Here is a 25566-nt window from a genome sequence, read left to right on the forward strand (position 1 = left end):
ACACCGCTGCCGTCATCGGGCGAACAGGCCCGTTGCCGCCGGCTCTCAGTCCGTGGTGCCGCTGTCGTCTTCCCCGCCCGTCGCCGGTTCCGTCTCTTCCCCGGCCTCCCTCGCCTTCTCCAGCTTGGCGCGCGTGACCCGGTCGACCGGGAGGTAACGGAAGGCGTCCCGCATGTCCGCCAGCGCGCTGTCGCTGTCGCCCAGCAGGTCGTGGGCATAGGCCCGCTGAACCAGGATCCGGCGATCCTCGGGGTTGAGTTCGTAAGCCTTGTCGTAATCGGCGACCGCCTTTGCCGCCTCGCCTGTCGCGAGGTAGAGATTGCCGCGGCCGACATAGTTCGGCACGAAGGTCGGATCGAGGCGGATCGCGGTGGCGAAGTCGGCCAGTGCCGGGTCGGTCTGTCCGACCGCCGCCAGCGCGTTGGCCCGGTTCACATGGGCCGCGACCGAGGTCGGATCCATGCCGATCACCGTCGAGAAATCGCGGATCGCATTGGCGAAGTCCTTGCCCTCGGCAAGCGCGAAGCCGCGATTGAGATAGGCCGCGAGATAATCCCGCTTGAGCTCGATCGCGGTCGAGAAGTCGCGCACCGCGCCCTGCAGGTCGCGGCGGTAGCGGTTGACGACGCCACGCTCGAACCAGGCCGGCGGATAGTCGTTCCGGAGGCTGATCGCGGTGTCGAGATCGGCCTTCGCCAGTTCGAGATGCCCCGCATGGCGATGCACCTTGCCGCGCAGGAAATGGACCCGCGGGACGCCCGGTTTGATCTCGATGAACTTGTCGAAGGCCGCGATCGCGCCCCTCTCGTCGCCGGTCGCGGCGAGCGACAGGCCGATATTGAACAGCGCCCCGATCAGCCGCGGCTCCCGTTGCAGGGCGGCCCGGAAATCGGTGATGGCAAGGCCGTGTTCGCCGGTCCGCTGGTAGACCGTGCCCCTGTTCGCATAGGCCTCGGCATAGTCGGGCTCGACCCGGATCGCCGTCGAGAAATCCTCGAAAGCGCCGTCGATATTCTGCTGGCGGAGCCGCACCATGCCCCGGTTGTTGTAGGTCATGGCCTCGTACTGCGCCGACAGCCCGCCTTCGGCGATGGCCGCGTCGTAGAGTGCCTCGGCATCCTGCCAGGCGCCGGCCTGCTGCGCGGCGAGGCCCTGCTTGGCGGTTTCGAGCGCGTCCGCGAGGACCGGGCCGGCGCCGAACAGCAGGACCGCAGCAATCAGCGCGGCGAACCGGCCGTTGCCCCTGGTCCGGTTATTCCTGGCGGGTCGCATCGTCCATGATGGCAGCGAAGATCGCATCGAGTTCCCTTGCAAGTTCGTCCAGTGGGGCGGAGCCGTAGGGGCGGAAAACCTCGCTCGGCTTCTGGTAGCTCAGGGTTGCCGTGCCGTCCGTGTTCGCGGTCACGTAGAAGCGGATCGGCGCCTCGATGCCGGCGGCGACACTTGCCTCCAGCATACGGACCGCGAAATCGTTCCGGTAGACCCCGACGACCATGTTGCCCGGGATCGTGATGCCGCGCGAGGCGGCCCCGGCACTGGCGCTCGCCCGGGTGACGAGGCCCATCTTGTTGTTCTTGATCGCCGCCTCGAGCCGGCTGACGAGTGCGTCGAAACTGTAGGCGGTCGCCCGGCTTTCCATGCCCGGCAGCACATCGCCCGGCGCGGCGCCGGCGACGGGCGGCATCAGCAGGACCAGCAGCAGGACCAGTGGAAGAAGGCGCCGAATGCCCGGCCGGCGAAGAATGGCGTGCGTCATGATCCCGATCCTCTCGGTGGTTGGTCTCCGCGCACTCTAGAGGCCAACGACCGCCGACGCAGGACGGCATCACCCGAACGTGACCAGGCTTGAACCGGTGTGACGGCCGGAACCCGCGCCGGTCAGGACTTCCGCAGCAGGAACTCGCGCCCGACCTTGACGCTCGGCCGTCCGTCATAGGCGATGACGTCGGCGGTCGCGTAGGTTTCGGCCCATCGTTCCGGCAGGAAGGAGCCGGTGCCGACCACGTCGATCGGCGCGCGGATGCTCGCCATCACCTTGCATTTCTCGGGCGAGAAGCCGGACGAGGCGACGATCTTCACCTTCGGGAACCCGGCGCCGTCCAGGCAGTCGCGCATGTGGTGGATGGCGGCAGCCGAGACGCCGGTCCCGACCATGTGCTTCAGTTCGGCCTCCGAGCGATACTGACGGATCGCCTCCGGCACGTGGCGCTCGATGACGGCATAGGATTCGGCCGGATCGAGGCCTTCGACGAAGCGGCCGCCATGGGTGTCCATGCGCACCGAGATCTGTCCGGCGGTGGCGAGTTCGGGAAACCGTTCGCAGACCTGGAGCGCGTCGGTGATCTCGCGCCCGTAATAGTCGACCAGCACGGTGACCGGCAGGTTCGGAAAGCTTTCGACGAACATCTCGGCCGCCCTGAGCGTCGATCCGGCGTAGCCGATCAGCGCGTGCGGCATGGTGCCGAGGCCGGCCTCGTTGTCGAAGAAATGCGCGGTCGCATCGGTCGCGTTGCCGATGAAGCCGATCGCCCCCTTGTCGCGCCGCGCGACACGGCTGCCGACTGACGCGGCATAGGCCATCAGCTCGGCCATCTCGGTGCCCGCGCAATGACGGGCATCCATCGCGAGGAAGGACGTTCGCGGCAGGTCGCAGCACATGAAATAGGCGTTGTAGGCGGCTACGCAGGCGGCCCCGAGACGCTGCAGATAGAGCGTCTCGAGATCGACCAGGTGACGGAACGAGCCGCTGATGTAGAGCAGCGGCTCGCCGGCGCCGACCCAGTCTCCCTCGGCATAGCAGAGTTCGATATCGAACTTGACGCCGCGCGCGTTCGCGACCTCGTCAAGCCATTCGAGCATCAGGCGCGGACAGAACAGCACGGGCCGACGCATGAAGATCGCGTAGGTGACGTGCTTGTCCCCGAAATTCTCGACGATCCGCTTGGTCTTGCGGAAATATGCATCGGTATTGTCGCCGATGAATCGTTCGAGGGATTCCTTCTCGACAGCCTGACGCGATCGCCTCACGGCATTGTCCACCATTCGTTTCCCCCGTATGGCTGCCTTTCCGGCAATTTCTATCCCGCGGCGGCGACCCGGCCGGCGTCCCTGACCCGCGCCGCCTTGAGCATCTCGGCGACTAGGAAGGCCAGTTCGAGCGCCTGGTTGGCGTTCAGGCGCGGATCGCAATGGGTGTGGTAGCGATCGGAGAGATCCCCTTCGCGGACCTCGTAGGCGCCGCCGATGCATTCGGTCACGTTCTGGCCGGTCATCTCGAAATGCACGCCGCCGGGATTGGTGCCCTCGGCCGCGTGAACCTCGAAGAACTGCCGTACCTCGCGCAGGATGCGGTCGAACGGGCGGGTCTTGTAGCCCGAAGCGGCCTTGATCGTGTTGCCGTGCATCGGGTCGCAGGACCAGACCACGGTCCGCCCCTCGCGCTGGACCCGCTGGATCAGCTTCGGCAGGTTGTCATAAACCTTGTCGGCACCGAACCGGCAGATGATGGTGATCCGCCCCGCCTCGTCCTTCGGATTGAGCGTATCGAGCAGCCGGATCATCGAATCCGGTTCGAGCGTCGGCCCGGCCTTGAAGCCCAGCGGGTTGGCGACACCGCGGCAGAACTCGACATGCGCCTCGTCCGGCTGGCGGGTGCGGTCGCCGATCCAGAGGAAATGCGCCGAGGTGTCGTACCAGTCGCCCGTGGTGCTGTCGACGCGGGTCATCGCCTGCTCGTAGCCGAGCAGCAGCGCCTCGTGGCTGGTATACATGTCGGTACGGCCGACCTCGGGCGTCGACGCCGCGGTGATGCCGCAGGCCTCCATGAAGGCCAGTGCCTCCTCGATCCGGTTCGCCATCTCCTGGTAGCGTTCGGACGACGGGGCGTTGCCGACGAAGCCCATGTTCCAGCGATGCACCTGGTGCAGGTCGGCATAGCCGCCCTGGGCGAAGGCGCGCAGCAGGTTGAGGGTCGCGGCGGCCTGGGAATAGGCGCGCAGCAGCCGGTTCGGATCCGGACGGCGGGCTTCCGCGTCGAACTCGATGCCGTTCACGATGTCGCCGCGATAACTCGGCAGCTCGACGCCGTCCTGGGTCTCGAACGGGGCCGAGCGCGGCTTCGCGAACTGGCCGGCCATGCGGCCGAGCTTGACCACCGGGCAGGCCGCGCCGAAGGTCAGCACGACCGCCATCTGAAGCAGCACCTTGAAGGTGTCGCGGATATTGTCCGGGTGGAACTCGGCGAAGCTTTCCGCGCAGTCGCCGCCCTGAAGCAGGAAGCCGCGGCCCTCGGCGACCGCCGCCAGCCGCTTCTTCAGCGATCGGGCCTCGCCCGCAAAAACGAGGGGCGGAAAGGTCTTGAGCGTGTCTTCCACGACGCTGAGCGCTGCGGCATCGTCATAATCGGGTACCTGCCGGACAGCGCTTGCGCGCCAGCTATCCGGAGACCAGCTCTTGACCATCGTCTTGTCCTCTTGCATTCGGGCGCCTTCAACAGGGAGCGCCGGGCGAGCACCTTAGTACCGCCCGCCAATAATGGTCAATTGTCCGTGGGGCGGCGAGTCTATTCCGCCGCCTTCGCCGCCGGCGTCACCACCTTCTCGCGCAACGTCACCAGTTCCTCGGCCAGCGTCGGATGCACGCCGACGGTGGCGTCGAACTGGGCCTTGGTGGCGCCGCAGGTCACGGCCACGGCAATGCCCTGGATGATCTCGGCTGCCGAGTCGCCGATCACGTGGACGCCGACGACCCGGTCGTTCTGGGCATCGACCAGCAGTTTGACGAAGGACTTCTCGTCGCGCAGCGTCAGCGTGTGCTTCAGCGCCCGGAAGCTCGACTTGTAGACGTCGATCTCGCCGTAGCGCCGGCGCGCCTCGGCCTCGCCGAGACCCACGGTGCCGACCTGCGGCTGGCTGAAGACGGCGGAAGCCACGTTCATGTGATGGAAGACGCGCGGACGGCCGCCGTAGACCGTGTCGGCGAAGGCCATCGCCTCGTGGATCGCCACCGGAGTGAGCGCCAGCCGGTCGGTGACGTCGCCGACGGCATAGATATTCTCCGCCGAGGTGCGGGAATATTCGTCGACGATCACCGCGCCGTTCGCCCTGGTCTCGACGCCGGCCTTCTCGAGCCCAAGGCCCTGCGTGTTGGGCGCACGCCCGGTCGCGTACATGATCGCGTCGGTCTCGAGCACGCTGCCGTCCTCGCCGGTCACCAGCAGGCCGTTGTCGCCGCGCTCGATCTTCGCCGGATTGGCGCCGAGATGGAGCACGACGCCCTTCTTCACGATTTCCTGGGTCAGATGGTCGCGGACATCCTCGTCGAAGCCACGCAGCAGCTTGTCGCCACGGTAGAACTGCACGGTCTTCGCGCCGAGCCCGTTGAAGATCCCGGCGAACTCGACCGCGATATAGCCGCCGCCCACGATGGCGATGCGCTCCGGCATTTCGTCCAGGTGGAACGCCTCGTTCGAGGTGATCGCATGCTCGATGCCCGGGATCGCCGGTACCGTAGGCGCGCCGCCGGTGGCGATCAGGATGCGTTCGGCGGTGAAGCGCCGGCCGTCCGCGAGGCGGATGGTGTGGGCATCTTCCAGCGTCGCCCGGCTCTCGTGGAACGTCACGTTGTTGCGCTCGAGGATCTGCTTGTAGATCCCGTTCAGGCGGTCGATCTCCTTGTCCTTGTTGGCGATCAGCACCGACCAGTCGTGGCTCGCCTTCGGCACCGTCCAGCCATAGGCGGCGGCATCCTCGAAATCCTCGTGATAGTGGCTTGCATAGACCAGCATCTTCTTCGGAACGCAGCCGCGGATGACGCAGGTTCCACCGACCCGGTATTCCTCGGCGAGCGCCACCCGGGCGCCGAACGCGGAGGAAACGCGTGCCGCGCGGACGCCACCGGAACCGCCCCCGATGACGAAAAGATCGTAGTCGTAAGTCATGCCTCAAGCCCTCAAGCGATTATCGTCCCGGGACCACATCGCCGGGGGACAGTCGCATTCCTATTTGGGAGATCGGGTTGATAAGAAAAGGTCGAAAAGAAGGCGTCGCGATGACAAACCACCGCGACGCCCCTGAATTTCCGGCGAAATCGCGCTCAGACGCCGCCCATGCACATATATTTGATCTCGAGATAGTCATCGATGCCGTATTTCGAGCCTTCTCGGCCGATGCCCGATTCCTTGACCCCGCCGAACGGCGCGACCTCGGTCGAGATGATCCCGGTATTGATGCCGACGATGCCGTATTCCAGCCCCTCGCCGACCCGCCAGATGCGCCCCATGTCGCGGGCGTAGAAGTACGAGGCGAGACCGAACTCGGTGTCGTTGGCCATCCGCACCGCTTCCTCTTCGTCGGTGAAGCGGAAGATCGGGGCAAGCGGCCCGAAGGTCTCCTCGCGCGCCACCGCCATGTCCGGGGTGACGTCGGTGACGATCGTCGGCTCGAAGAAGGTGCCGCCGAGCGCGTGGCGCTTGCCGCCCACCACGACCTTGCCGCCCTTCGCCGTGGCGTCGGCGATATGGGCCTCGATCTTCTCGACCGCCGCCATGTCGATCAGCGGCCCCTGGTCGGTCGGACCCTTCAGGCCGTCGCCGACGACGAGCTTGCCGACCGCCGCCGAAAGCTTCTCGACGAAGGCGTCGTAGACCGCGTTCTGCACGAGGATGCGGTTGGCGCAGACGCAGGTCTGGCCGGTGTTGCGGTACTTCGAGGCGATGGCACCCTCGACCGCCGCGTCCAGGTCGGCGTCGTCGAAGACGATGAAGGGCGCGTTGCCGCCGAGTTCCATCGAGGTCTTCTTGACAGTCCGGGCGCACTGTTCCATCAGCGTCTTGCCGATCTCGGTCGAGCCGGTGAAGGTCAGCTTGCGGACTACCGGGTTGCCGGTCATCTCGCCGCCGATGGCGCTGGCCGAACCGGTCACGACGGAGAAGATGCCCTTCGGCACGCCGGCGCGTTCGGCCAGCACGGCGAAGGCGAGCGCCGAGAACGGCGTCGCGGTCGCGGGCTTCAGCACCATCGGGCAGCCGGCGGCGAGCGCCGGCCCGGCCTTGCGGGCGATCATCGCCGACGGGAAGTTCCACGGCGTGATCGCGGCGCAGACGCCGATCGGCTCCTTGGTGACAACGATCCGCTTGTCATGCTGGTGACCCGGGATGGTGTCGCCGTAGATCCGCTTGCCCTCTTCCGCGAACCATTCGATGAAGGACGCGGAATAGCCGACCTCGCCCTTCGCCTCGGCGAGCGGCTTGCCCTGCTCCGCCGTCATGATCACGGCCAGGTCGTCGGCATTGGCATGCATCAGGTCGAACAGGCGGCGCAGGATCGCCGCGCGCTCCTTGGCCAGCAGCGCCCGCCAGGCCGGCCAGGCCTCGTTCGCCGCCTCGATCGCGCGCCGGGTCTCGGCCGCGCCCATCTTCGGGATCGTGCCGATGACGGCACCGTTCGCCGGATTGGTGACGTCGACGGTCTGGCCGCTGTCAGCATCGCACCAGTCCCCGGCGATGTAGCATTGCTGCCGGAACAGGTCCGGATCCTTCAGCTTCAACGGGTTAGCCGCATGGACGTTCATCGTCTCTATCTCCTGCTCGTGTTGCGACGCGGACTATAGGGGCGGCGAAGCCCTCCGTCACCGGTTGCCGCACAGTTTTGCGCCCGCGCCAGGAATTCGATGTCTCAGGATCGGCGGAGAACCAGCACCTCGATATCGCCGACGCGACCGCGGATCTGCTGCGCGTCCGTCGTCTCGAACGGCGCCAGCAGCCGTTCGGCCGCCGCGGGATCCTCGGCCCGCGCCGCCTCGGCGCAATCCAGACTGATGACGATGTCGGCGTCGAGGGGGCGAGTCAACTCCTCCAGCCGGCTCGCCACGTTGACCACGTCGCCGACGACGGCGAACTCCAGCCGCCGTTCCGAGCCGACGTCGCCCAGCACGACCTCGCCGTGATGAATCGCCACCGAGAGGCGCACCGGCGCCTCGCCACGGGTTTGCCGCTCGACATTCCATGCCGCCATGGAACCCTGCATGGCGTGGGCGGCGGCAAGCGCGTTCAGGGCATCGCAGGGACCCTTCCGCGGCGTCCCGAAGGTCGCCATGGCGCCGTCGCCGAGATACTTGTCGAGGGTTCCGTCATGGGCGAAGACGGCTTCCTCGATCCGCTTGTGAACCTCCTGCAGGAGGGCGATGACCTGGTCCGGGGCAAGCGCCTCGGCGAGCCCGGTGAAACCGACCACGTCACAGAACAGCACCGCCACCGGCTGCCGCCGGACGGCGCCGAAGGGATCGTCGTGGCGGGCCAGTTCCTCGGCGATGCGCGGCGAGAAGAAGCGGCCGAGGTTGGTCCGCTCCCTGACCAGCCGGGCCTGGCGGAGGGCGATCCGCCGCGATCGCCAGACCAGCCCGCCGATCGCCATGGTCACGATCAGCGTGACCGCGAGATCCTGCACCGCGACCCCCACATCGATGAAATGCGGATCCAGCATCAACGCCAGCCTGGCCTGCGGATCGAGCGCCTCGAAGGCCGCATCCTCGATCACCGTATCGGGCAGCGACAGGTACCAGGCGAACGCCAGGGACCAGCAGAGCGCGATCGAAAGCCCGGTCCAGAGCACCAGCCGGATGGAATAGCTGAAGGCGACCGCGGAGACGATCAGGAAGACATAGATGAAGTTGTGGATCCGGAGATCCATCTGCGGCGGGTAGGGATTGTCGGCCAGCGGGTTGCTGACGGTGATCGTCAGCGTGAGCAGCGCGACGTCGAGCAGCACGAAGCCGTACTTGTGCCAGGAGCGGTGAACGCTGCTCCGGCGCAACAGGTGCTGCGCGACCCCGCTCGCCCCGAAGGCGAGCAGGCAGCCGAGGTAGAACAGCAGCTCCGGCCATTCGACCAGATAGAACAGCAACGCCGCGACGCCGGCGAGCGCGATGAGCCGGATCCAGGTCCCCAGGCGGACGCCCGACATCTCCTCGATCTCGAAATCGTCCGGCGCGGGCTTCGCCGCCATCGCCGTTCCCCCGGTGCGTTACTCGACGGTGACCGACTTCGCCAGGTTGCGCGGCTGGTCGACATCCGTGCCCTTCATGATCGCCACATGATAGGCCAGCAACTGCACCGGGATGGCATAAAGAATCGGCGTGACGAAGGGATCGGCCTTCGGCAGCTCCACGACCGCGCTGGCATCATGGCCGACCGCCGCGATGCCGTCCCGGTCGGAGAGGAAGATGACCCGGCCACCGCGCGCGCTTACCTGCTGCAGGTTGGACGCGGTCTTGTCGAACAGCGCGCCCGAGGGCGCGATGACGATGATCGGCACGTCCTTGTCGACCAGCGCGATCGGGCCGTGCTTGAGTTCGCCCGCGGCATAGCCCTCGGCATGGATATAGGAGATTTCCTTGAGCTTCAGGGCCCCTTCGAGCGCGATCGGATAGTCCAGGCCGCGGCCGATATAGAGCACGTCGCGGGCCTCGTGGATATTCTCGGCCAAGGCCCGGATGGTCGCGTCGTTGTTGAGGATCTCGGTCGCCATTTCGGGCACCTTGGTGATCGCGCTCGACAGCCGGGCCTCGTCGGCATGATCGATCGCGCCGCGCGCGACCCCGGCGTGAATGGCGAGACAGGCGAGCGTGACCAGCTGGCAGGTGAATGCCTTGGTCGAGGCGACGCCGATTTCCGGCCCGGCCAGCGTCGGGAAGACGATGTCGCTTTCGCGCGCCATCGAGCTCTCGGAGACGTTCAGGATCGAGGCGATGTGCTGCCCGGCCTGCTTGCAGTAGCGGAGCGCCGCGAGCGTGTCGGCGGTCTCCCCCGACTGCGAGATGAACAGCGCCATGCCGCCATCCGGCATCGGCGCCTCGCGGTAGCGGAACTCCGAGGCGATGTCGATCTCGACCGGCAGGCGGGCGACCTGCTCGAACCAGTATTTCGCGACCATCGCCGCGTAGTAGGACGAGCCGCAGGCGATGATCGTCACCCGCGACAGGTCGTTCCAGTCCCACGGCAGGTTCGGAATGGTGATCGTCCGGCTTGCCGGGTTGAAATAGGCGTTCAGGGTCTCGCCGATCACCGCCGGCTGCTCGAAGATCTCCTTCATCATGAAATGGGCGTGGTTGCCCTTGCCGATCATCGCCCCCGAATAGGCGGTCAGCTTGATCGGGCGCTCGACGATCCTGTCGTCGACATCGTGGAAGACGGCGCCCTCGCGGGTCAGCTCGACCCAGTCGCCCTCGGCCAGGTAGGAGATCTTCTGGGTCAGCGGGGCCAGCGCCAGCGCGTCCGAACTCATGAACATCTCGCCGTCGCCCCAGCCGACCGCCAGCGGGGCCCCGAGCCGGGCGCCGATCAGCAGGTCTTCCCGCCCGGTGAACAGGATCGCCAGCGAGAAGGCGCCGTGCAGGCGCTTCAGCGAGGCGGCCGCCGCCTCCTGCGGCCCCATCCCCTCGTCCATGTACTGGCTGATCAGGTGGGCGACGACCTCGGTATCGGTGTCGGACGCGAAGCTGTGCCCCTTGGCGCGGAGTTCCGCGGCCAGTTCCCGGTAGTTCTCGACTATGCCGTTGTGGACGACGGCGACATTCTTGGCGGCATGGGGATGGGCATTCCGTTCGTTCGGCACCCCGTGCGTCGCCCAGCGCGTGTGGCCGATGCCGATGACGCCGTCAAGCGGCGACTTGTCGAGGACCGCAACCAGCCGGTCGAGCTTGCCCTCGCTTCGGCGTCGTTCGATCCGCCCCTCGACCAGAGTCGCCACGCCGGCCGAATCGTAGCCGCGATATTCCAGCCGGCGCAGGCCGTCGACCAGCGACGATGTCACGCTCGACTTGCCGATCACTCCGATAATGCCGCACATGGGCGCGTCCCCGGTTCGATAACGTGAAGATGAAAATCAGGCAGGCGGGCGCTCAGACGCCCTTCTTTTCGGCACTCTTACGGTCGCGGAACGCCGCCGCCCAGCCCTTGCGCGTGGTCTGCGGCGCCCGCGTGACGGCAAGCTCGTCGGCGGCGACATCCTTGGATATTGCGCTGCCGGCCCCGACGACCGCGCCCTCGCCGACCGTCACCGGGGCGATCAGCGCGGTGTTCGAACCGATGAAGGCGCCGGCCCCGATCACCGTCCTGTACTTGAAGAAGCCGTCGTAGTTGCAGGTGATCGTTCCGGCCCCGATATTGGCTTTCGCGCCGATCTCGGCATCGCCGATGTAGCTCAGGTGGTTGACCTTGGCGCCGGGGCCGATATCCGCCTTCTTGACCTCGACGAAATTGCCGACCTTGGCGCCGCGCGCGAGCGTCGCGCCGGGCCGCAGTCGGGCATAGGGTCCGACCTCGCAACCGGCATCGACGCGGGCGCCCTCGAGATGGGAGAATGCGCGGATGCGCGTACCCTCGCCGACCGTGACGCCGGGCCCGAACCAGACGTTCGGCTCGACCGTGACGTCGGCGCCCAGCACCGTGTCGTGGCTCAGCCAGACGGTTTCCGGCGCGATCAGGCTGACGCCCGCGGCCATCGCGGCGGCGCGGAGCTGTTGCTGCACGATCGTTTCGGCCTCGGCCAGCTCGGCGCGGCTGTTGACGCCGAGCAGCTCGCGTTCGGTGCCCTCGACGACGCGCGCGCTCCAGCCCTTGCGGCGGGCGATCGCGACCACGTCGGTGAGGAAATACTCGCCCTTCGGATTGTCATTGGTGACCGCATCGAGCAGCGCGAGCGCACGCTTGCCGTCGAGCGCCATGACGCCGGAATTGCAGAGCCTGATCGCCCGCTCCTCCTCGCTCGCCGCGACATACTCGACGATCGCCTGCAGTTCGCCCGAGGCGCCGGTGACGAGCCGTCCGTAATGCTTCGGATCGTCCGGCCGGAAGCCCAGCACGACAACCGCCGGGTTGTCCGCCGCGCGGCGCGCCTTCAGCATCGCCTCGAGCGTCGCCGGACGGATCAGCGGGGTATCGCCGAACAGGACCAGCACGTCGCCGTCGAAGCCCTCCAGCCACTGCCGGGCCGCGAGCACCGCGTGCGCGGTGCCGAGCGGCGGGTCCTGGATCGCCGCATGGGCGCCCGGAACGGCGGCCTCGACATCCTTCATCGTCGGCGCGACGACCAGCACGACCGGGTCGGGTGCCATCGGAGCCAGGCTCGCCACCAGATGGCTGACCATCGGCCGCCCGGCAATCTCGTGCAGGACCTTCGGCTTGCCCGACTTCATGCGGGTTCCCTGGCCTGCCGCCAGGACGATCGCCGCCAACTTGTTCATTGATATCCCCCGCGCGTTTTCGCGCTCGCCTGACCGATGGTCCCGATCGAGGCATCATTGACGCCCCGACAGCGCAGTCTATGGTGACGATCACTTGTTGACAAAACTTTGACGGAACAAGGGCTTTGCAACGTCTCGCCATCATTTTCGATCTCGACGGCACGCTTGTCGATACCGCGCCCGACCTGCATGGCGCGCTGCAGGCCGCGCTCGCCCATGTCGGCCGGCCCGGCATTCCGCTGGAACGGGTCAAGCATCTGGTCGGGGCCGGCGCCAGGGCGCTGGTCGAACGCGGCCTGGACGAGACCGGCGGCCGCGACGACGACGCCCTGGTGGAAACTGCCTTCGCCGCGTTCCTGGCCCATTACGGCGAGAATCTCTCGGTCGCGAGCCGGCCCTATCCGGGCATGGTCGCCGCCCTGGACGCGCTCGAGGCGCGCGGCGCCCGCTTTGCCGTCTGCACCAACAAGCCCGAGGTGTATTCGCGCCGGCTACTCGACGAACTCGGCCTCTCCCACCGCTTCCGCGCCCTGCTCGGCGGCGACAGCCTGCCGGTCCGCAAGCCGGACCCGGCGCATATCCTGACGACCATGGAACGTTTCGGCGCGCAGCCCCACGAAGCGGTCATGATCGGCGACACCGCGACCGACGTGAACGCCGCCCGGGCCGCCGGCATTCCCGTGGTTGCCGTCCGTTTCGGCTATTCGCAGGTGCCGATCGAGAGCCTTGGCGCCGACGCGGTGATCGACCGCTTCGACGAGCTCGACGGTCTGCTCGCCCGGCTCCCTTGACAGTCCCCGGCGCGGCGCGTAAAAGGCGCCGTCGGATTGGGGCGCATAGCTCAGCTGGTTAGAGCGCTGTGTTCACATCGCAGAGGTCCCTGGTTCGAGTCCAGGTGCGCCCACCACTCCGTCTTCCCATGAAATCAGTTTCTTGCGGCCGTGTGCTGATCCCGTCGATCAGTTCACCTCGGGCGCCGCTGCCCTGTCACTCCGGTAGCCCGGCCCGTCGCAGACCTTCCGCGAACAGGGAGAGGTCTTCCGGCCGCTGGATCGGCAGCCAGTCCCTGAGGCCGGACAGGCGAAGCGCAGGGTCGAGTTCCCGAAGACGTCGCATCGCCTGTCGCGCTTCCTCAGTCCGGCCGGCCTGCGCGTGACATGCCGCGATGACCGCCGCCACCAGCAGGAAACTCGGCATTTCCCTCGAAGATTTCTCCGCCCATGACAAGGCGGCCTCGAATCGCCCGGCCAGGTAATGCGCGGCCGCCGTGCCGGCCTGCATGCGATAGATCTCCGGATCAAGGGGACTGAGCCGCATGGCGCGGGCGAAGCGCTCCAGCGCGTCCTCCGCCTCGCCGCGCCAGACCTTGAGGAAGCCGCTCAGGAACCAGGCAGAGGCCAGATTCGGGTCGAGCAGCAGGGCCCTGTCGAGCAGATCCACCGCACCGTCCAGGTCGCCGTCGAGATGGCCGAGAACATGGCCTGCCCGGGTCAGGGCGACCGCGTCGTTCCGGCCCAGTTCCACGGCCCGGCGTGCCAGGCGAATGCCTTCCGCGACGTCGTGCCGACCGTCGGTCATCCAGCCGTTGACCTTGCGCCAGAAATGGCACCACGCGGCCATGCCGTGTGCGGCGGCGTAGTCGGGATCGAGTTCGATTGCCCTGCGGAACGACAGGAGGGCCTCGTCCAGAGCGTCCCGGGTGCCGCGCTGCACGCAGGCCACGCCCCGCAGGTGATGGTCGTGGGCGTCCAGGCTGCGAGGCGGTTTCCGTCTCGCGCGCTCGATCTCGGCCCGTTCGATCTGCGGCGCGATCGCCCCGACGACGCATTCCGCAACCTGGTCCTGAAGTTCGAAGATGTCGTCGAGGGTGCTTTCGAAACGCTCCGCCCAGAGATGGACGCCGCTGCCCGCATCGATGAGTTGTCCGGTAATGCGAACCCGGCCGGCCGATCTGCGCACGCTGCCCTCCAGCAGATAGCGGACGCCGAGGTCACGGCCCACCTGTTTCACGTCGCCAGTGCGGCCCCTGTAGCGGAAGCTCGAATTGCGGGCGATCACGAACAGCCAGCGCATTCGCGAGAGCGCGAGGATGATGTCCTCGACGACCCCGTCGGCGAAATAATCCTGCCCGGCGTCGCCGCTCAGGTTCAGGAACGGCAGGACCGCGATGGACGGTTTGTCGGGAAGCACGAGCATATCCGGTTCTGCCTTCACCGGCTCTGCCGGTCCGTCCGGCAGTCGGCCCGAGCCGTTGACGTTGCCGACGAAGCGGAAGCCCTTCCGCGCCACAGTGCGGACCAGGCGCTGTTCCTGCCCGCTGTCGCCGATCGCCCTGCGGACGGCGTTGATGTGGCTGGCCAGGGTCGATTCCGAAACGATGCGGCCCTGCCACACCGCGTCCAGCAGATCGTCCTTGCTGACCACCCGGCCGCGGTTCTCGACCAGGTAAAGAAGCAGATCGAAGACCTGCGGACCGATCGCGACCGGCCCGCCCGCGCGCGTGAGTTCGCGCCGCTCGGGATCGAGTACGCAATCCGCGAACATGAACGTCATTTCGGCCCCCATCCGCCCCTATCGGACCCGGAGCAGCCGGCCTTGCCGGCTCGGTGAAGGAATTGTCGCGTTCCTGGATATAATTACACGAATAACTCAATCGAAATCCAAGCCCGCTGCAAGGCTTTCCGGGCGGACCTGCGGCATTCTCCGATCATCGATCGCGATAGCCGTGATCGGGAACGACCGGAGGAACGGGAATGAAGATCGTCATCATCGGAGGCAGCGGCCTCATCGGCAGCAACCTCGCCGGCAGGCTTGCCCGGGACGGCCACACGGTTGTCCCGGCCTCGCCGAACACCGGGGTCAACACCATTACCGGCGAGGGACTCGCCGCCGCGCTCGCCGGGGCGGAGGTCGTCGTCGACGTGGCGAACTCGCCGTCGTTCGAGGACAGGGCGGTGCTGGAATTCTTCCAGACCTCGGGCCGCAACCTGCTCGCCGCCGAGTCAGTCGCCGGTGTCCGCCATCATCTCGCGCTTTCCGTCGTCGGCACCGACCGTCTCCCCGACAGCGGCTACCTGCGAGCCAAGCTGGCCCAGGAACGGCTGATCGTCGCCAGCGGAATCCCCTACACGATCCTGCGGGCGACGCAATTCTTCGAATTCGTCGATGCCATCGTCGCCTCGGCCGCCGAGGGCGACGTGATCCGCCTCTCTCCGGCGCTGTTCCGGCCGATCGCCGCCGATGACGTCGCGGCGGCGCTCGCCGACCTGGTCACCAGGTCGCCGCTGAACGGGATCGTTGAGGTCGCCGGCCCCGATGCGATACCGCTCGACAAGGCAGGCCGCATGGTGCTGGCAGCGAAGGCCGACAGGCGCCGGGTAATCGCCGATGTCCACGCGCGTTACTTCGGCACAGTGCTGGACGACCGGTCCTTGACACCGGGTGACAACCCACGCCGCGGGACCACCCGTTTCGAAACGTGGCTTGACCGTGTCCCGGTCGGCAGCTGAGGGCCGGGGCCAGGCGAAATCCAGACAACGAAAGGCCGCGATCATGACCATCCAGACGCATCGTCCCTTCGTGCCGGTGGCGATCCTCATCCCGGTTTCGCTGAACGCGATCTTTCTGACCGCGAACGGGCTCTTCATGCTGATCGCGCCCCTGCTCTGGTACGACGCGGTGCCGGGCGTGAGCGATACCGGTTTCTTCAACCAGCACTTCGTCCGCGATATCGGGCTCATCCAGCTGTTCATCGGATGTGCCTTCGCGATCGGCATGTTCCGCTCGGAACGACGGCTGTTCCTGTGGACCGCCGGGACGTCCTGGCTGGTCGCCCATGCCCTGTTCCATTTCTGGGAAGTCGCGGTCGGCATCTGCTCGGTCTCGGTGCTGCCACGCGACTTCCCCGCCGTCACCTTGCCGGCGCTGATCGGGATCGGGGTGTCGCTGTGGGCGGCGGATCGTCGCCGCGCGGTGCGACGGGTTCCGGCCTGACCGGCCCCGCACCGCTGCATTCGACATCGGCGCTCTTCGCAAGGCGCGGTTGCCGGGCTAGTCTTTCCGGGAACATGCAAGGGAAACCCCGGGGGAACGCCATGCCCGATCCGACCTTCGAATTCTTCTTCGACTGCTCCAGTCCGTGGACCTATCTGGCCTTCGCCAACGTCCAGCCGATGGCGAAAGAACTCGGCATATCAATCGACTGGAAGCCGATCCTCATCGGCGGCGTTTTCAACGCGGTCAACCAGGCGGTCTACGAGGGGCGGGAAAAGACGCCGTCGGCGAAGGCCCGCTACACGCTGAAGGACATGCAGGACTGCGCCGAGGATGCCGGTATCCGCATCACTTGGCCGCCGAGCAACTTCCCGGCCCGCAGCGTCGGCGCGATGCGCGCGACCCTCGCCGCCCAGGAACAGGACAGGCTGGTGCCCTACGCGACGGCGCTGTTCCGGCTCTACTGGGGCGAGGATCGCGACCTCGACGCGCCCGAGACCCTCGCCGCGGCGGCGGCCGAGGTCGGGCTCGACGGCAAGGCCCTGCTGGAACGGAGCCAGGCACCCGAGGTCAAGGAACGTCTCAAGACCAACACCCAGGAACTGATCGACCGCGGCGGCTTCGGCTCGCCGACGATGTTCGTCGGCGGCGACGACATGTATTTCGGCAACGACCGCCTGCATCTGGTCCGCAAGGCGCTGCAGCGGCGGAAGCAGGCCGCCTGAGGCACCGCCACGGGCGCCGACCTGAAATCGGGGCGTGACGTCGGCAAGGGAGGGTCGCGATGGCCTATGACGAGGAGGCGGCCGGGCGCGTCCGCCGCTGTCTGTCGGCGATCGAGGGCGTGACGGAAATCAGGATGATGGGCGGCCTCGTTTTCTGCGTGAACGGCCACATGTGCTGTGGCGTGACCGGTCCGGCATTGATGGTGCGGGTCGGTCCGGACCGGCATGCCGGCGCGCTCGCCGAGCCGAGCGTTCGACCGCTGGATATCGGCGGCGGCAGGAGGCCGCGCGCCTTCGTCTGTGTCGATCCGGCCGGCTATGCGGATGACGCAGCGCTGGCGGCATGGGTTGGTCGGGGCCTCGCATTCGTCGGCTCGCTCGCGCCGAAGAAAACCCGGCAACCGAAGAAGCGGAAGCCCGGAACAGGCGGATGAAGCCGGGACCCGGTTTCTACTCCTGCCCGGCGGCGGGGCTGCTTTCCGCCGTCGCCGGCATCTTCATCTCGGCGCCGGACGGCAGCAGCCCGTCCGGGTCGGCGATCCAGGCGGCGATATCGGCCCAGACCGTTTTCGCCTGCCTGTCGATCAGCAGCATGTGCCAGCCGTCCGGATAGACCACGAAGCGGCTGTCGCCGGGCAGCGCGGCGGCGACCTCCTGCACCGGTTCGAACGGAATCAGCTCGTCCTTCGCCCCGTAGAGCACCAGCGACGGCGCGTTCACGGCCGGCGTCGCGTCGATCGCCGTGTCCATCAGCCCGACGAGCCCGTAGACCGCGTCGATACGGGTTTCCTTGATGATCAGCGGGTCGCGGCCCAGATCGCGCAGGTAGGTAATATTGTCGGAGGCCTGGATGCCGAGGCCCCGGCCGCTCGCCCGGTTGCCCGGCAGCAGATGGGCGGCGAGCCAGAGCGAGCCCTGGTAGAACGGGTTGAGCACCCGCCAGCCGCGCAGCGCGGGTGCGACCAGCACCACGCCCTCGACGCCCGGCATGGGGCCGTCGCCGAGCGCGCGGAGAATGACCGCCGCGCCCATGCTCTCGCCGACCAGATAGAGCGGCACGTCCGGGTGCCGGGCGCCGATCGCCTGCACCGCGTCGCGAAGATCGTCTGTCAGCGCAGCCGTGCCCGGCCAGATTCCGGCCTGCGGCGTGTCGCCGAAGCCGCGCTGGTCGTAGGCATAGGTGGCGATGCCGCGCTCCGCCCACCATGGCCCGGCAAGCTCGAAGATCCGGCTGTACATGTTGAAGCCGTGCAGGCCGATCAGTACCGCCTCGGGCTCCCCTTCGGGCAGCCAGCGCTGCAGCGGCAGCACCGCCCCGTCGCCGGTCCGAAGCGTCGCCTCGGCATAGGCCGGCTGGTCCGCGCGCGGTCCGATCTCCTGAACCATCGGCGCGCAACCGCCGATCCCGAGCAGGACAAGGCCGAGTAGGACCGCCGGGCGAAGGCATCTCATGCCAGGACCTCGCGCACGCGGGTCTTCAGGACCGGCAGGAGCTCGCTCTCGAACCATGGATTCTTCCGGCTCCAGTGGGTATTCCGCCAGCTCGGATGGGGCAGCGGAATGACCGACGGCAGATAGTCGCGAAAGGCCCGCACCGTTTCGGTCATGTTGGCCTTGCGCGCCGGCCCGAGATGATAGGCTTGCGCGTAGATGCCGATGGCGAGCAGCAGCGGCACCGGCCCCAGCGCGGCGAACAGGCGGTCGTGCCAGAGCGCCTGGCATTCCGGCCGGGGCGGATTGTCGCCGCCGCGCGGGTCGCGGCCCGGGTAACAGAAGCCCTGCGGAATGATGGCAATCCGCGACTCGTCGTAGAATCGCTCGCGGTCGAGGTCGAGCCAGTCGCGCAGCCGTTCGCCGGAGGCATCGTTCCAGGGAATTCCCGTCTCGTGCACCTTCGTGCCCGGCGCCTGGCCGGCGATGACGATCCGCGCACCCGGGGCGAGGCGGATCACCGGTCTCGGCCCGAGCGGCAGCGTGGCGGCGCAATGGCGGCAGGCGCGGACGTCGTCGACCAGTCCGGCAAGGGTATCGGTGTCCTGCATCCCGCCTATTTGGCGCGAATTGCCCGCCGGTGCAAGAATCCCCGCCGTCGAACGAGACCGGAGGGGCCGCGATGCTTGACTTGCGTCCCTCCCCTTCACACGATGCGCCGGACAGGGAGGCAAGGTCACATGCACAATCCGGCGGGTCGGAAATACCTGGCGACGCTGTTCGGCGTGGCCTTCGCGATGACGGGCACGCTTGGCGGCGCGCTCGCCCAGCAGGGCCAGATTCGCGACCCGGAGAACGGCTGCGCGACCAGCAACCCGTTCCCGAATCCGAACGAGTCGATCACCTGGAACGGCGCCTGCAAGGACGGCCTGCTGGAAGGCCCGGGCACGCTCACCTGGTTCCGCGACGGTGCGGCGACGGAGAAGGACGTCGGCACCTTCCGGCGCGGCGAGCTCGAGGGCCAGGCAGAGATCAGTTTCGCCGACGGCAGCACGATTTTCGGCACCTACCGGGCCGGGCAGCGTCATGGCGAGTTCATCGTCTTCCGGCCGGACGGGCGCTATATTCGGGCGATCTACGAGGATGGCGCACTGGTTGCTGAGCGCGAACTGACGACGCGGGAATATCGGGAGTTGCGGAACAGGCGCACGGCCGATGCCGGTTCGGCCCGCCGCGAGATGCAGGAAACCGTGCAGGAGGCGGCCGCCAATCCGGTTGCCGGTGCGCCGACGACCCTCCTGCCCTCCGCCGCCGCCACGACCGCGGGCGCCGCGGCGACGGCCGCGACCGCCTATCCTTCGGTGCCCGCCTATGTTCCGCCGGCGCAGCCGGCCTATGCGAGCGTCCCGGTCCCGGTCTATTCGTCAGCACCGACATCGAGCACGGCGATCGCGCCGCCTGTCTATTCGCCGGTCGCGCCCCCCGCCGATCCGGGCGGCAGCGGGCCGGTCCGCGCCGAGGACGGGCGGATCCGGATTCCGACGATCCCGATGCCGATCGTTCCGGCCCGCCTGCCGGGCGAGCCGGACCTGCCCTCGCCCTACGCCAACCTGTCCGGCGCCGCGACGGCCAGCCTGTCGCCGCCGGTCGCCTACCAGGCCCCCGTTGCCGCCCCGGTCAGCTATGCCCAGCCGGCTTTCAACCCGCCGGCCTACACGGCGCCGGCCTACGAGGCCCCGGCCGCGCCGTTGCAACCGGTAACGCTTCGTCCGCCTGCCACCATGCCCGCCTACCAGGCGCCGGCTGCGATGCCCGCCTACCAGCCGCCCGTGCCGACCTACCAGCCGCCGATCCCCAGTTATCAGCCGCCGGCGCAGATGGTCCGCGCGACTCCGGCCCCGGTACCGACCCCGCGCCCCGCAGCGCCAATCGGACAGGCTGCCGCCGGCGATCCGGGCGAGTTGCTCGCGCTCAATTTCGAGGACGCGGATCTCCGGGAGGTAATCAGGCTCGTGCTCGGCGACGTGCTGGGCGAGCCCTACAGCGTCGATCCGGCGGTGTCGGGCCGGGTCTCACTGCCACCCGGCAGCCTGGTACGGCGTGACGAGATGCTGCCGCTGCTTCGCCGGGTGATGCTGCTGAACGGGGCGGAACTGGTGCGCGACCAGAACGGTTACCGGGCGGTCCAGGTCGCCGGTCCCAATCTCGCGGGCGGCGCCCGGATCGCCGTCGCCTCCGATCCGGAAAGCGCCTTCGTCGCCGGCTACGCCAAGGAACGGGTGGGCGACCTGGCCGGCGCCGCCGCCGACTATGACGCGATTCGCCGACGCTTCCCCGGCACGCAAACCGCGATGCTGGCCGAGGAACGGCTGACGACACTGCAGGCCGCACCCGCTATGGCGGCGAGAGCCGCGCCGGCACAGCCGGTCGTCGCCTCGGCCCAGCCGGCGCCTGCCGCCGGGCCCGGCGACCAGAGCCTGAACGGGCGCACCGTCTGCACCCAGCCGGACCTCTACGGCGACGGCAGCTACTGGTGCGGCACGGTGCTCGAACATGGCTACGGCCATTACCGGGTGAAGGTGAGCGAACTCCAGGCCGACGGGCTGTTTTCGTTCGGGTTCTCCGGTGACACCTGCACCGGCGGCGGATTCCTGAGCCTGATGTCGCGCGGCAAGGAAGTGCGCGTGCCAGAGGCCTGCATGACCCTGGTCAACTAGCGCGGCCCACGCGCGACTGGTGCGATTGCGATTACCCGGAGCAATCGGCTGTGAACCGGCGGAACCCGTCGGTGATTGCCCCCGTCAGGCGCCGGGTCAGTCCAGCTGACCCGGCTTCTTCGGCGTGCGCGGCTGCTCGACGCCCCGGTTTTCCAGGGCAAGGACCGCCTGGAAACGCTGGCGCATTTCCTGGGTGACGTCATTGGCCTGACGCTCGTTACGGATCACCCGCGGCGAGATCAGGACCAGCAGTTCGGTCCGCGTGATGTTGGTCGAGCGGCTGCCGAACAGGTTGCCGACCAGCGGCAGGCGATGCAGGACCGGGATCCCGCTGTCGCCATCCTCGGCGCTTTCCCGGATCAGGCCGCCGAGCACGAGGGTCGAGGTGTCGTTGACGGCGACGGTGGTCAGGAAGCTCCGCCGCGAGATGGTCGGCGAATCGATGTTGGCGACTGTGGTCGGCACTGCCTGGCTGACTTCCTGGGCGATTTCCAGGGTGACCAGGCCGGAGGCATTGACCCGGGGGGTCACCTCCAGCGTCACGCCGGTCTCGCGATACTCGACCGAGTTGACCTGCCGCGTGTCGGCCTGGTCGAGGCCGCTCGAGAACTGCGTCAGGATCGGCACCTGGTCGCCGACCTGCAGCTTCGCCGGCTGGTTGTCGAGGACCATGAGCTGCGGCGCCGCCACCATGTTGAGCGAGGTCAGCTCCGAGAGCGCGTCGAGAATGATGCGCGGATCCCCGTTCCGGAGCAGCGCGAAGGAGAAGCCGCGAATGGCGGTCGAGAGCGGACCGCTGCTTTCGTCGTTCCGCAACACCGTCTGGCTGTCGGTACGGCCGGCGTCGCCCTTCAGGAAATACTGCACGCCGAAGCGCAGGCCGTCGGTCAGCGTCACCTCGACGATCTTGACGTCGATCAGCACCTGCAACGGCACGATATCGAGCTTCGCCAGTACTTCTTCGATGATCCGGTATTCCCGCGAGGTCGCCTGCACGAGCACCGCGTTGTTCGATTCGTCGGCGATGATGCGGATATTGCCGCCGTCGCGCGGCGCCGCCGCCGAGACGGGCGTCAGGGCGTCCGGCTCCGTCAGGGCCCTTTCGGCGGCGCCGTCGGCCTCGGACAGGGTGACCGGCGCACCGCGTTCCTCGAACACCGCGCGGAGCGTGTTGGCGATCGACGATGCCTTGCCGTTCTGGACATAGTAGACGAAGAGCCGGCGCTCGGTGGCGCTCCGGGTGCGATCGAGACGGGCGATCCAGTTGCGCGCCTCGGAGAGATATTCCGGCTGCCGCGAGATCACCAGGATCGCGTTCATGCGCTCGATCGGCACGAACCGCACGAGCCCGGCAAGCGGACCCGACTTGCTGCCGCCGAAGACGTTCTCGAGCTCGATCACGAGATCGCCGACGTCGGCATTCTGCAGCGTTTCGAGCAGCACCGAATGGCCGGCCATCTGGTTGATGTCGAAGATGTCGACGGTCTCGCGGGCAAGCCGCAGTTCCGGTCCGGGCGCCGCGAGGATCAGCAGATTGCGCTGGGTGTCGGTATAGGCGATCTGGCCTTCACGGAGCAGCGGTTCGAGGATCTTCGCCATCTCGCCGGCGCCGATGAAGTCGAGTGGCACGACGAGCAGCGAGTAACCGGCGCCCTGGTCGATCGAAAGCCGTGGCCCGATCCCGGCGCGCGCTTCGGCCCGCGGCACGATCCGGTATACCCCGCCACTCAGTTCCATTGCCGCGCCGCTCGCAGCCAATGCCGCCTCGAGCGCCGGAATCAGCGCCGAGCGGGCAACCGGGCGACCGCTTTCGAAGGTGACGCGACCGTCGACGCGCGGATCGATGACATAGGACTGGTCGAGCAGGTCACCGAGAATGACCTGGGCCACCTCGCGGATGCTCGCATCCTGGAAACTCAGGTTGATGTCGCCCCGGGCCAGGCCGCCGCCGCCGCCGCGACCCGCCTTGGCGAGGTCGATACGCTCGCCCTCCGCCGGATAGAGTTCGGCGATCTTGCCGGTCTCGACCGTGCTGTTGGCGGCATCGGCTGCCGCTATCGAATTCTGCCCGGGCACAGAGGGAACCATCGCCGACGGCCTTGGCTGCACGGCCGGGCTGGCCGTGGCCGTTGCCGCCGCCGGTGTCGCCGCAACCGGGCGTTTCTGCTTCACGCTACAGCCGGTGAGCGCGAGGCTCAGTCCGACCATCACGAGGAGCGGTAATCGTGCCCGCATCAATGTCTCCCCTCAATTCCCGTCAGCATACCGCATCGACCGGCCCGATACAGCACCTTGACCCGCCCTCTTGATCGAAAGTCTCAACGATCATGCAGACGGATGATCACTTCCCGGTCGTCCTCGACAAGAACGATCCGGTCGTCGGTGATTTCCCGCACCGTCCAGCCATCGACCTCGGCGCCCTCGCGCAGACGAAGCGTCTTGCCGTCCGGCCCTTCGAGCAGCACGATCCGGGCATCGCCGGCGACGATCGCGCCGCGCATTCGGTAATTCCCGAGGCCCGGGCGTTCGGGGGTCGCGGCGACGATGCCGCGCGGCGGCCGGCGCGTGGCGACGAACAACGGCCGCTGCCGGGTCGCCTCGAGGCTGTCGAGCGGCGGCACTTCCGGCAGGCTGGCCGCGACACCGTCGGCGGGCCGGGATGCAACCTCCCCAGCGCGCTCCGGCGCCGACGCCGGGCGCAGCCAGGGCAGCACCGCAAGCCCCAGAAAGATCGCCAGGAGCAGCAGCCAGAGCCGGTTCACGGCGGCGCGCCTGATTGTCTTCGCGCTCATGACCCGGCCCCTTCCACGGGCCGCATGTAGCCGGCAATCTCGGCACTGACATCGAGATGCAGGCCCGGATTGTCCGAAGCCGCCGATTGTGCTCGGACGTAGAGCGTGTTGATGACCAGAGCCGGTGCCGCCGTCTCGATTCGGTGGAGTGCCGCCTGCAGCGAGGCGGTTGCGGCCGAGAACTGGACGTCGAGCGAGATCCGGCGGTAACCGTCGGCCACCGTCACCGGGCGGGCCTCGAAGCTGACCAGGACGGCACCGCTCTCCGACAGGGCCGCCTTGACCGTTTCCTGGAGATCGGCCAGCGCCTGGGCAACGCTGCCGCCCTCGAGGAAGACGATGTCCGGGTCGATCGACGGCGAGGCCGGCTCCGGCCTGACCGGGGCATCCGGCGGGGAACTCGCGATCGCCCGCATCTCGGCGACCAGCCGCTCCTGTGCCGCCAGCGCCTCGCGACCGTCTGCATAGTCGTTCCAGGCCGGCAACAATCCGGCAAGAACATAAACCAGGATGACCGCCGCGAGCAGCAGCAGGGCGAGCAGACGGGATGAGCGCGCGCCGATCGTCATGGCTTCGTCGCCTTGCCGCCGGCCGCACGCGCCAGTTCGGCGATGAACTCGAAGTTCTCCCGGCCGCTCACGGCATCCCGGCTGACCGCCGTCCGGAAGGCGACCGAGGCGATCTCGGGGGCGCCCTCGAGGATCGGCACGAGGGTCGCGGCGGAACTTGTCGAGCCCTGCAACTCGACCCGCCCGTCGACGATGTTGAACTGCTGGATCCAGGTGTCGTCGGGCAGGATCGCGCTCAGCCGCTCCAGGATCTGCGAGGCGACCGGCGCCGAGGCCTTGTCCGCGACCGCGTTCAGGAGGCCGGTCCGATCGCCCGCGGCAAGCCGCCGAGCGCGCAGGCGATCCTCGACCTCGGGCCGGAGGTCGGCGATCTCGGCCTGCAGGGCATCGCTCCGACGCTCGAGCCAGAGCCGGGGCGACCAGACGGCGAGCAGCGCCGCGAGCAGCATCGCGACCAGCAACACGGCATTCAGGGTCCGCACCGGGCTCGCCCGCTCGCTGCGCCGCTCCGGCGGCACCAGATTCCGCGATGGCGCCGGGTTGCGGAACGGCTTGTCGTCCGCCAGGTCGACGATATCGGGGCGCAGTCCCCAGGTGGTCAGCCGGTCCAGCCATTCCTGCACCGGCGCCCGCGGGACGACGGAAAGGTCGAGGCTCAAGCCGTCTTCCCCGGCGCTCAGATTCTCGTAGTAGAAATGAACCTTGTCGGCCCGGAACGGGGTCTGCCGTTCCATCTCGAAGGCGAGCACCTCGTCGAGGTTCTCGGCAGCCGCGGCCGGGAGCCGCACGGTTTTCCGAAGTCCGAGATCGGGTGACAGCCGCAGCACGATGGACGGCGCCTGCCGGACCGCGGCGGCCAGCGGTGGCGCACCGGCTTCGCCGGCGACGACCGAGACCTCGCCGATCCGCTCGTTCCGGCCGCCGGAGAGCCGCCAGAAGGCGACCCGGCCGGGTTCCTGACGCAGCAGCAGGACATCGTCCTCGAAGCCCAGCGCGCGGCTGAGCGATGGCGGCAGGGCCCCGCGCAACGCGCCGCCCCACCAGTCCAGGAAGCGTCCGATCCAGCCTTTTTCGCGATGCGCACCACGCGTCATCGGCA

22 protein-coding genes and 1 tRNA gene are annotated in these 25566 nt (G+C 68.0%); 7 read left to right on the plus strand and 16 right to left on the minus strand.

Features of this window, described 5'->3' with window-relative positions; translation table 11 throughout:
- Positions 1–45: 45 nt before the first annotated feature.
- The 9 genes from OCH7691_RS12170 to glmU all read right to left on the minus strand — a co-directional run bounded on the left by OCH7691_RS12170 (position 46) and on the right by glmU (position 12240).
- Complete coding sequence (locus tag OCH7691_RS12170; RefSeq protein ID WP_176245029.1) at positions 46–1272, minus strand: tetratricopeptide repeat protein; 1227 nt, start codon at positions 1270–1272, stop codon at positions 46–48.
- The gene (locus OCH7691_RS12175; protein WP_085883813.1) at positions 1253–1756 is read right to left on the minus strand and encodes a DUF302 domain-containing protein; all 504 of its coding nucleotides are present in this window, start codon (positions 1754–1756) and stop codon (positions 1253–1255) included. The genes OCH7691_RS12170 and OCH7691_RS12175 overlap by 20 nt, the downstream gene beginning before the upstream one ends.
- Before the next feature lie 122 nt (positions 1757–1878).
- Positions 1879–3042 (minus strand): nicotinate phosphoribosyltransferase, encoded by a 1164-nt coding sequence (locus tag OCH7691_RS12180; protein ID WP_085883814.1) that lies wholly within the window; start codon positions 3040–3042, stop codon positions 1879–1881.
- A 35-nt stretch (positions 3043–3077) separates the two neighbouring features.
- Entirely contained in the window at positions 3078–4460 is a 1383-nt protein-coding gene (locus tag OCH7691_RS12185) for a class II 3-deoxy-7-phosphoheptulonate synthase (RefSeq protein ID WP_085883815.1), read from the minus strand.
- Between the two features lie 101 nt (positions 4461–4561).
- Complete coding sequence (gene gor, locus OCH7691_RS12190; protein WP_085883816.1) at positions 4562–5938, minus strand: glutathione-disulfide reductase; 1377 nt, start codon at positions 5936–5938, stop codon at positions 4562–4564.
- 155 nt (positions 5939–6093) lie between these two features.
- Positions 6094–7569 (minus strand): NADP-dependent succinate-semialdehyde dehydrogenase, encoded by a 1476-nt coding sequence (gene gabD, locus OCH7691_RS12195; protein ID WP_085883817.1) that lies wholly within the window; start codon positions 7567–7569, stop codon positions 6094–6096.
- 104 nt (positions 7570–7673) lie between these two features.
- Positions 7674–9002, minus strand: a complete 1329-nt coding sequence (locus tag OCH7691_RS12200) for an adenylate/guanylate cyclase domain-containing protein (protein ID WP_085883818.1) — start codon at positions 9000–9002, stop codon at positions 7674–7676.
- Positions 9003–9020: 18 nt separating this feature from the next.
- The gene (gene glmS / locus OCH7691_RS12205; protein ID WP_085883819.1) at positions 9021–10844 is read right to left on the minus strand and encodes a glutamine--fructose-6-phosphate transaminase (isomerizing); all 1824 of its coding nucleotides are present in this window, start codon (positions 10842–10844) and stop codon (positions 9021–9023) included.
- A gap of 52 nt (positions 10845–10896) precedes the next feature.
- Positions 10897–12240 carry a bifunctional UDP-N-acetylglucosamine diphosphorylase/glucosamine-1-phosphate N-acetyltransferase GlmU gene (glmU, locus tag OCH7691_RS12210; RefSeq protein WP_085883820.1) on the minus strand — a complete coding sequence of 448 codons (1344 nt, stop codon included), beginning with the start codon at positions 12238–12240 and terminating at the stop codon, positions 10897–10899.
- A gap of 125 nt (positions 12241–12365) precedes the next feature.
- On the opposite strand from glmU, the gene gph reads away from it, so the two are divergent.
- On the plus strand, positions 12366–13031 hold the full coding sequence (gene gph, locus OCH7691_RS12215) for a phosphoglycolate phosphatase (protein WP_085883821.1): 666 nt from the start codon (positions 12366–12368) through the stop codon (positions 13029–13031).
- Positions 13032–13070: 39 nt separating this feature from the next.
- Positions 13071–13147 (plus strand) — tRNA-Val (locus OCH7691_RS12220).
- Between the two features lie 80 nt (positions 13148–13227).
- Here the strand turns inward: OCH7691_RS12220 and OCH7691_RS12225 are convergent.
- Positions 13228–14793 (minus strand): winged helix-turn-helix domain-containing tetratricopeptide repeat protein, encoded by a 1566-nt coding sequence (locus OCH7691_RS12225; RefSeq protein ID WP_085884446.1) that lies wholly within the window; start codon positions 14791–14793, stop codon positions 13228–13230.
- 200 nt (positions 14794–14993) lie between these two features.
- Here OCH7691_RS12225 and OCH7691_RS12230 point away from each other — a divergent pair, with 200 nt between their 5' ends.
- The 4 genes from OCH7691_RS12230 (at position 14994) to OCH7691_RS12245 (ending at position 17392) form a co-directional block, all read left to right on the plus strand.
- Positions 14994–15749, plus strand: coding sequence for an SDR family oxidoreductase (locus tag OCH7691_RS12230; protein ID WP_085883822.1), 756 nt, complete (start codon positions 14994–14996; stop codon positions 15747–15749).
- Between the two features lie 43 nt (positions 15750–15792).
- Positions 15793–16233: a hypothetical protein gene (locus OCH7691_RS12235; protein WP_085883823.1), complete on the plus strand. Its 441-nt coding sequence runs from the start codon at positions 15793–15795 to the stop codon at positions 16231–16233.
- Between the two features lie 101 nt (positions 16234–16334).
- Complete coding sequence (locus tag OCH7691_RS12240; RefSeq protein WP_085883824.1) at positions 16335–16958, plus strand: 2-hydroxychromene-2-carboxylate isomerase; 624 nt, start codon at positions 16335–16337, stop codon at positions 16956–16958.
- Positions 16959–17017: 59 nt separating this feature from the next.
- Positions 17018–17392 (plus strand): TfoX/Sxy family protein, encoded by a 375-nt coding sequence (locus OCH7691_RS12245; protein ID WP_085883825.1) that lies wholly within the window; start codon positions 17018–17020, stop codon positions 17390–17392.
- Positions 17393–17408: 16 nt separating this feature from the next.
- Here the strand turns inward: OCH7691_RS12245 and OCH7691_RS12250 are convergent, their stop codons facing one another.
- Entirely contained in the window at positions 17409–18410 is a 1002-nt protein-coding gene (locus OCH7691_RS12250) for an alpha/beta hydrolase (RefSeq protein WP_085883826.1), read from the minus strand.
- On the minus strand, positions 18407–19000 hold the full coding sequence (locus OCH7691_RS12255; RefSeq protein ID WP_085883827.1) for a uracil-DNA glycosylase family protein: 594 nt from the start codon (positions 18998–19000) through the stop codon (positions 18407–18409). Before OCH7691_RS12255 ends, OCH7691_RS12250 begins: the two co-directional genes overlap by 4 nt.
- A 129-nt stretch (positions 19001–19129) precedes the next feature.
- Between OCH7691_RS12255 and OCH7691_RS12260 the strand changes: the two genes are divergently transcribed.
- On the plus strand, positions 19130–21106 hold the full coding sequence (locus tag OCH7691_RS12260; RefSeq protein ID WP_085883828.1) for an MORN repeat-containing protein: 1977 nt from the start codon (positions 19130–19132) through the stop codon (positions 21104–21106).
- Positions 21107–21202: 96 nt separating this feature from the next.
- Here the strand turns inward: OCH7691_RS12260 and gspD are convergent, their stop codons facing one another.
- From gspD to OCH7691_RS22935, 4 genes are all read right to left on the minus strand, one after another.
- Positions 21203–23341 carry a type II secretion system secretin GspD gene (gspD, locus tag OCH7691_RS12265; RefSeq protein WP_085883829.1) on the minus strand — a complete coding sequence of 713 codons (2139 nt, stop codon included), beginning with the start codon at positions 23339–23341 and terminating at the stop codon, positions 21203–21205.
- Between the two features lie 83 nt (positions 23342–23424).
- Positions 23425–23898: a hypothetical protein gene (locus OCH7691_RS12270; protein WP_085883830.1), complete on the minus strand. Its 474-nt coding sequence runs from the start codon at positions 23896–23898 to the stop codon at positions 23425–23427.
- A complete protein-coding gene (gspM, locus tag OCH7691_RS22930; protein WP_139839671.1) occupies positions 23895–24467 on the minus strand; it encodes a type II secretion system protein GspM in 573 nt (190 codons plus the stop codon). The genes OCH7691_RS12270 and gspM overlap by 4 nt, the downstream gene beginning before the upstream one ends.
- Complete coding sequence (locus OCH7691_RS22935; RefSeq protein WP_139839672.1) at positions 24464–25561, minus strand: PilN domain-containing protein; 1098 nt, start codon at positions 25559–25561, stop codon at positions 24464–24466. Before OCH7691_RS22935 ends, gspM begins: the two co-directional genes overlap by 4 nt.
- Between the last annotated feature and the right edge of the window lie 5 nt (positions 25562–25566).

Source organism: Oceanibacterium hippocampi (assembly GCF_900172325.1).
Lineage (GTDB): Bacteria > Pseudomonadota > Alphaproteobacteria > Sneathiellales > Sneathiellaceae > Oceanibacterium > Oceanibacterium hippocampi.

Coding starts and splice junctions, on each gene's coding strand:
- OCH7691_RS12170 (WP_176245029.1), bottom strand. CDS start 1,272: ATGCGACCCGCCAGGAATAACCGGACCAGGGGCAACGGCCGGTTCGCC.
- OCH7691_RS12175 (WP_085883813.1), bottom strand. CDS start 1,756: ATGACGCACGCCATTCTTCGCCGGCCGGGCATTCGGCGCCTTCTTCCA.
- OCH7691_RS12180 (WP_085883814.1), bottom strand. CDS start 3,042: ATGGTGGACAATGCCGTGAGGCGATCGCGTCAGGCTGTCGAGAAGGAA.
- OCH7691_RS12185 (WP_085883815.1), bottom strand. CDS start 4,460: ATGGTCAAGAGCTGGTCTCCGGATAGCTGGCGCGCAAGCGCTGTCCGG.
- gor (WP_085883816.1), bottom strand. CDS start 5,938: ATGACTTACGACTACGATCTTTTCGTCATCGGGGGCGGTTCCGGTGGC.
- gabD (WP_085883817.1), bottom strand. CDS start 7,569: ATGAACGTCCATGCGGCTAACCCGTTGAAGCTGAAGGATCCGGACCTG.
- OCH7691_RS12200 (WP_085883818.1), bottom strand. CDS start 9,002: ATGGCGGCGAAGCCCGCGCCGGACGATTTCGAGATCGAGGAGATGTCG.
- glmS (WP_085883819.1), bottom strand. CDS start 10,844: ATGTGCGGCATTATCGGAGTGATCGGCAAGTCGAGCGTGACATCGTCG.
- glmU (WP_085883820.1), bottom strand. CDS start 12,240: ATGAACAAGTTGGCGGCGATCGTCCTGGCGGCAGGCCAGGGAACCCGC.
- OCH7691_RS12225 (WP_085884446.1), bottom strand. CDS start 14,793: ATGACGTTCATGTTCGCGGATTGCGTACTCGATCCCGAGCGGCGCGAA.
- OCH7691_RS12230 (WP_085883822.1), top strand. CDS start 14,994: ATGAAGATCGTCATCATCGGAGGCAGCGGCCTCATCGGCAGCAACCTC.
- OCH7691_RS12235 (WP_085883823.1), top strand. CDS start 15,793: ATGACCATCCAGACGCATCGTCCCTTCGTGCCGGTGGCGATCCTCATC.
- OCH7691_RS12240 (WP_085883824.1), top strand. CDS start 16,335: ATGCCCGATCCGACCTTCGAATTCTTCTTCGACTGCTCCAGTCCGTGG.
- OCH7691_RS12245 (WP_085883825.1), top strand. CDS start 17,018: ATGGCCTATGACGAGGAGGCGGCCGGGCGCGTCCGCCGCTGTCTGTCG.
- OCH7691_RS12250 (WP_085883826.1), bottom strand. CDS start 18,410: ATGAGATGCCTTCGCCCGGCGGTCCTACTCGGCCTTGTCCTGCTCGGG.
- OCH7691_RS12255 (WP_085883827.1), bottom strand. CDS start 19,000: ATGCAGGACACCGATACCCTTGCCGGACTGGTCGACGACGTCCGCGCC.
- OCH7691_RS12260 (WP_085883828.1), top strand. CDS start 19,130: ATGCACAATCCGGCGGGTCGGAAATACCTGGCGACGCTGTTCGGCGTG.
- gspD (WP_085883829.1), bottom strand. CDS start 23,341: ATGCGGGCACGATTACCGCTCCTCGTGATGGTCGGACTGAGCCTCGCG.
- OCH7691_RS12270 (WP_085883830.1), bottom strand. CDS start 23,898: ATGAGCGCGAAGACAATCAGGCGCGCCGCCGTGAACCGGCTCTGGCTG.
- gspM (WP_139839671.1), bottom strand. CDS start 24,467: ATGACGATCGGCGCGCGCTCATCCCGTCTGCTCGCCCTGCTGCTGCTC.
- OCH7691_RS22935 (WP_139839672.1), bottom strand. CDS start 25,561: ATGACGCGTGGTGCGCATCGCGAAAAAGGCTGGATCGGACGCTTCCTG.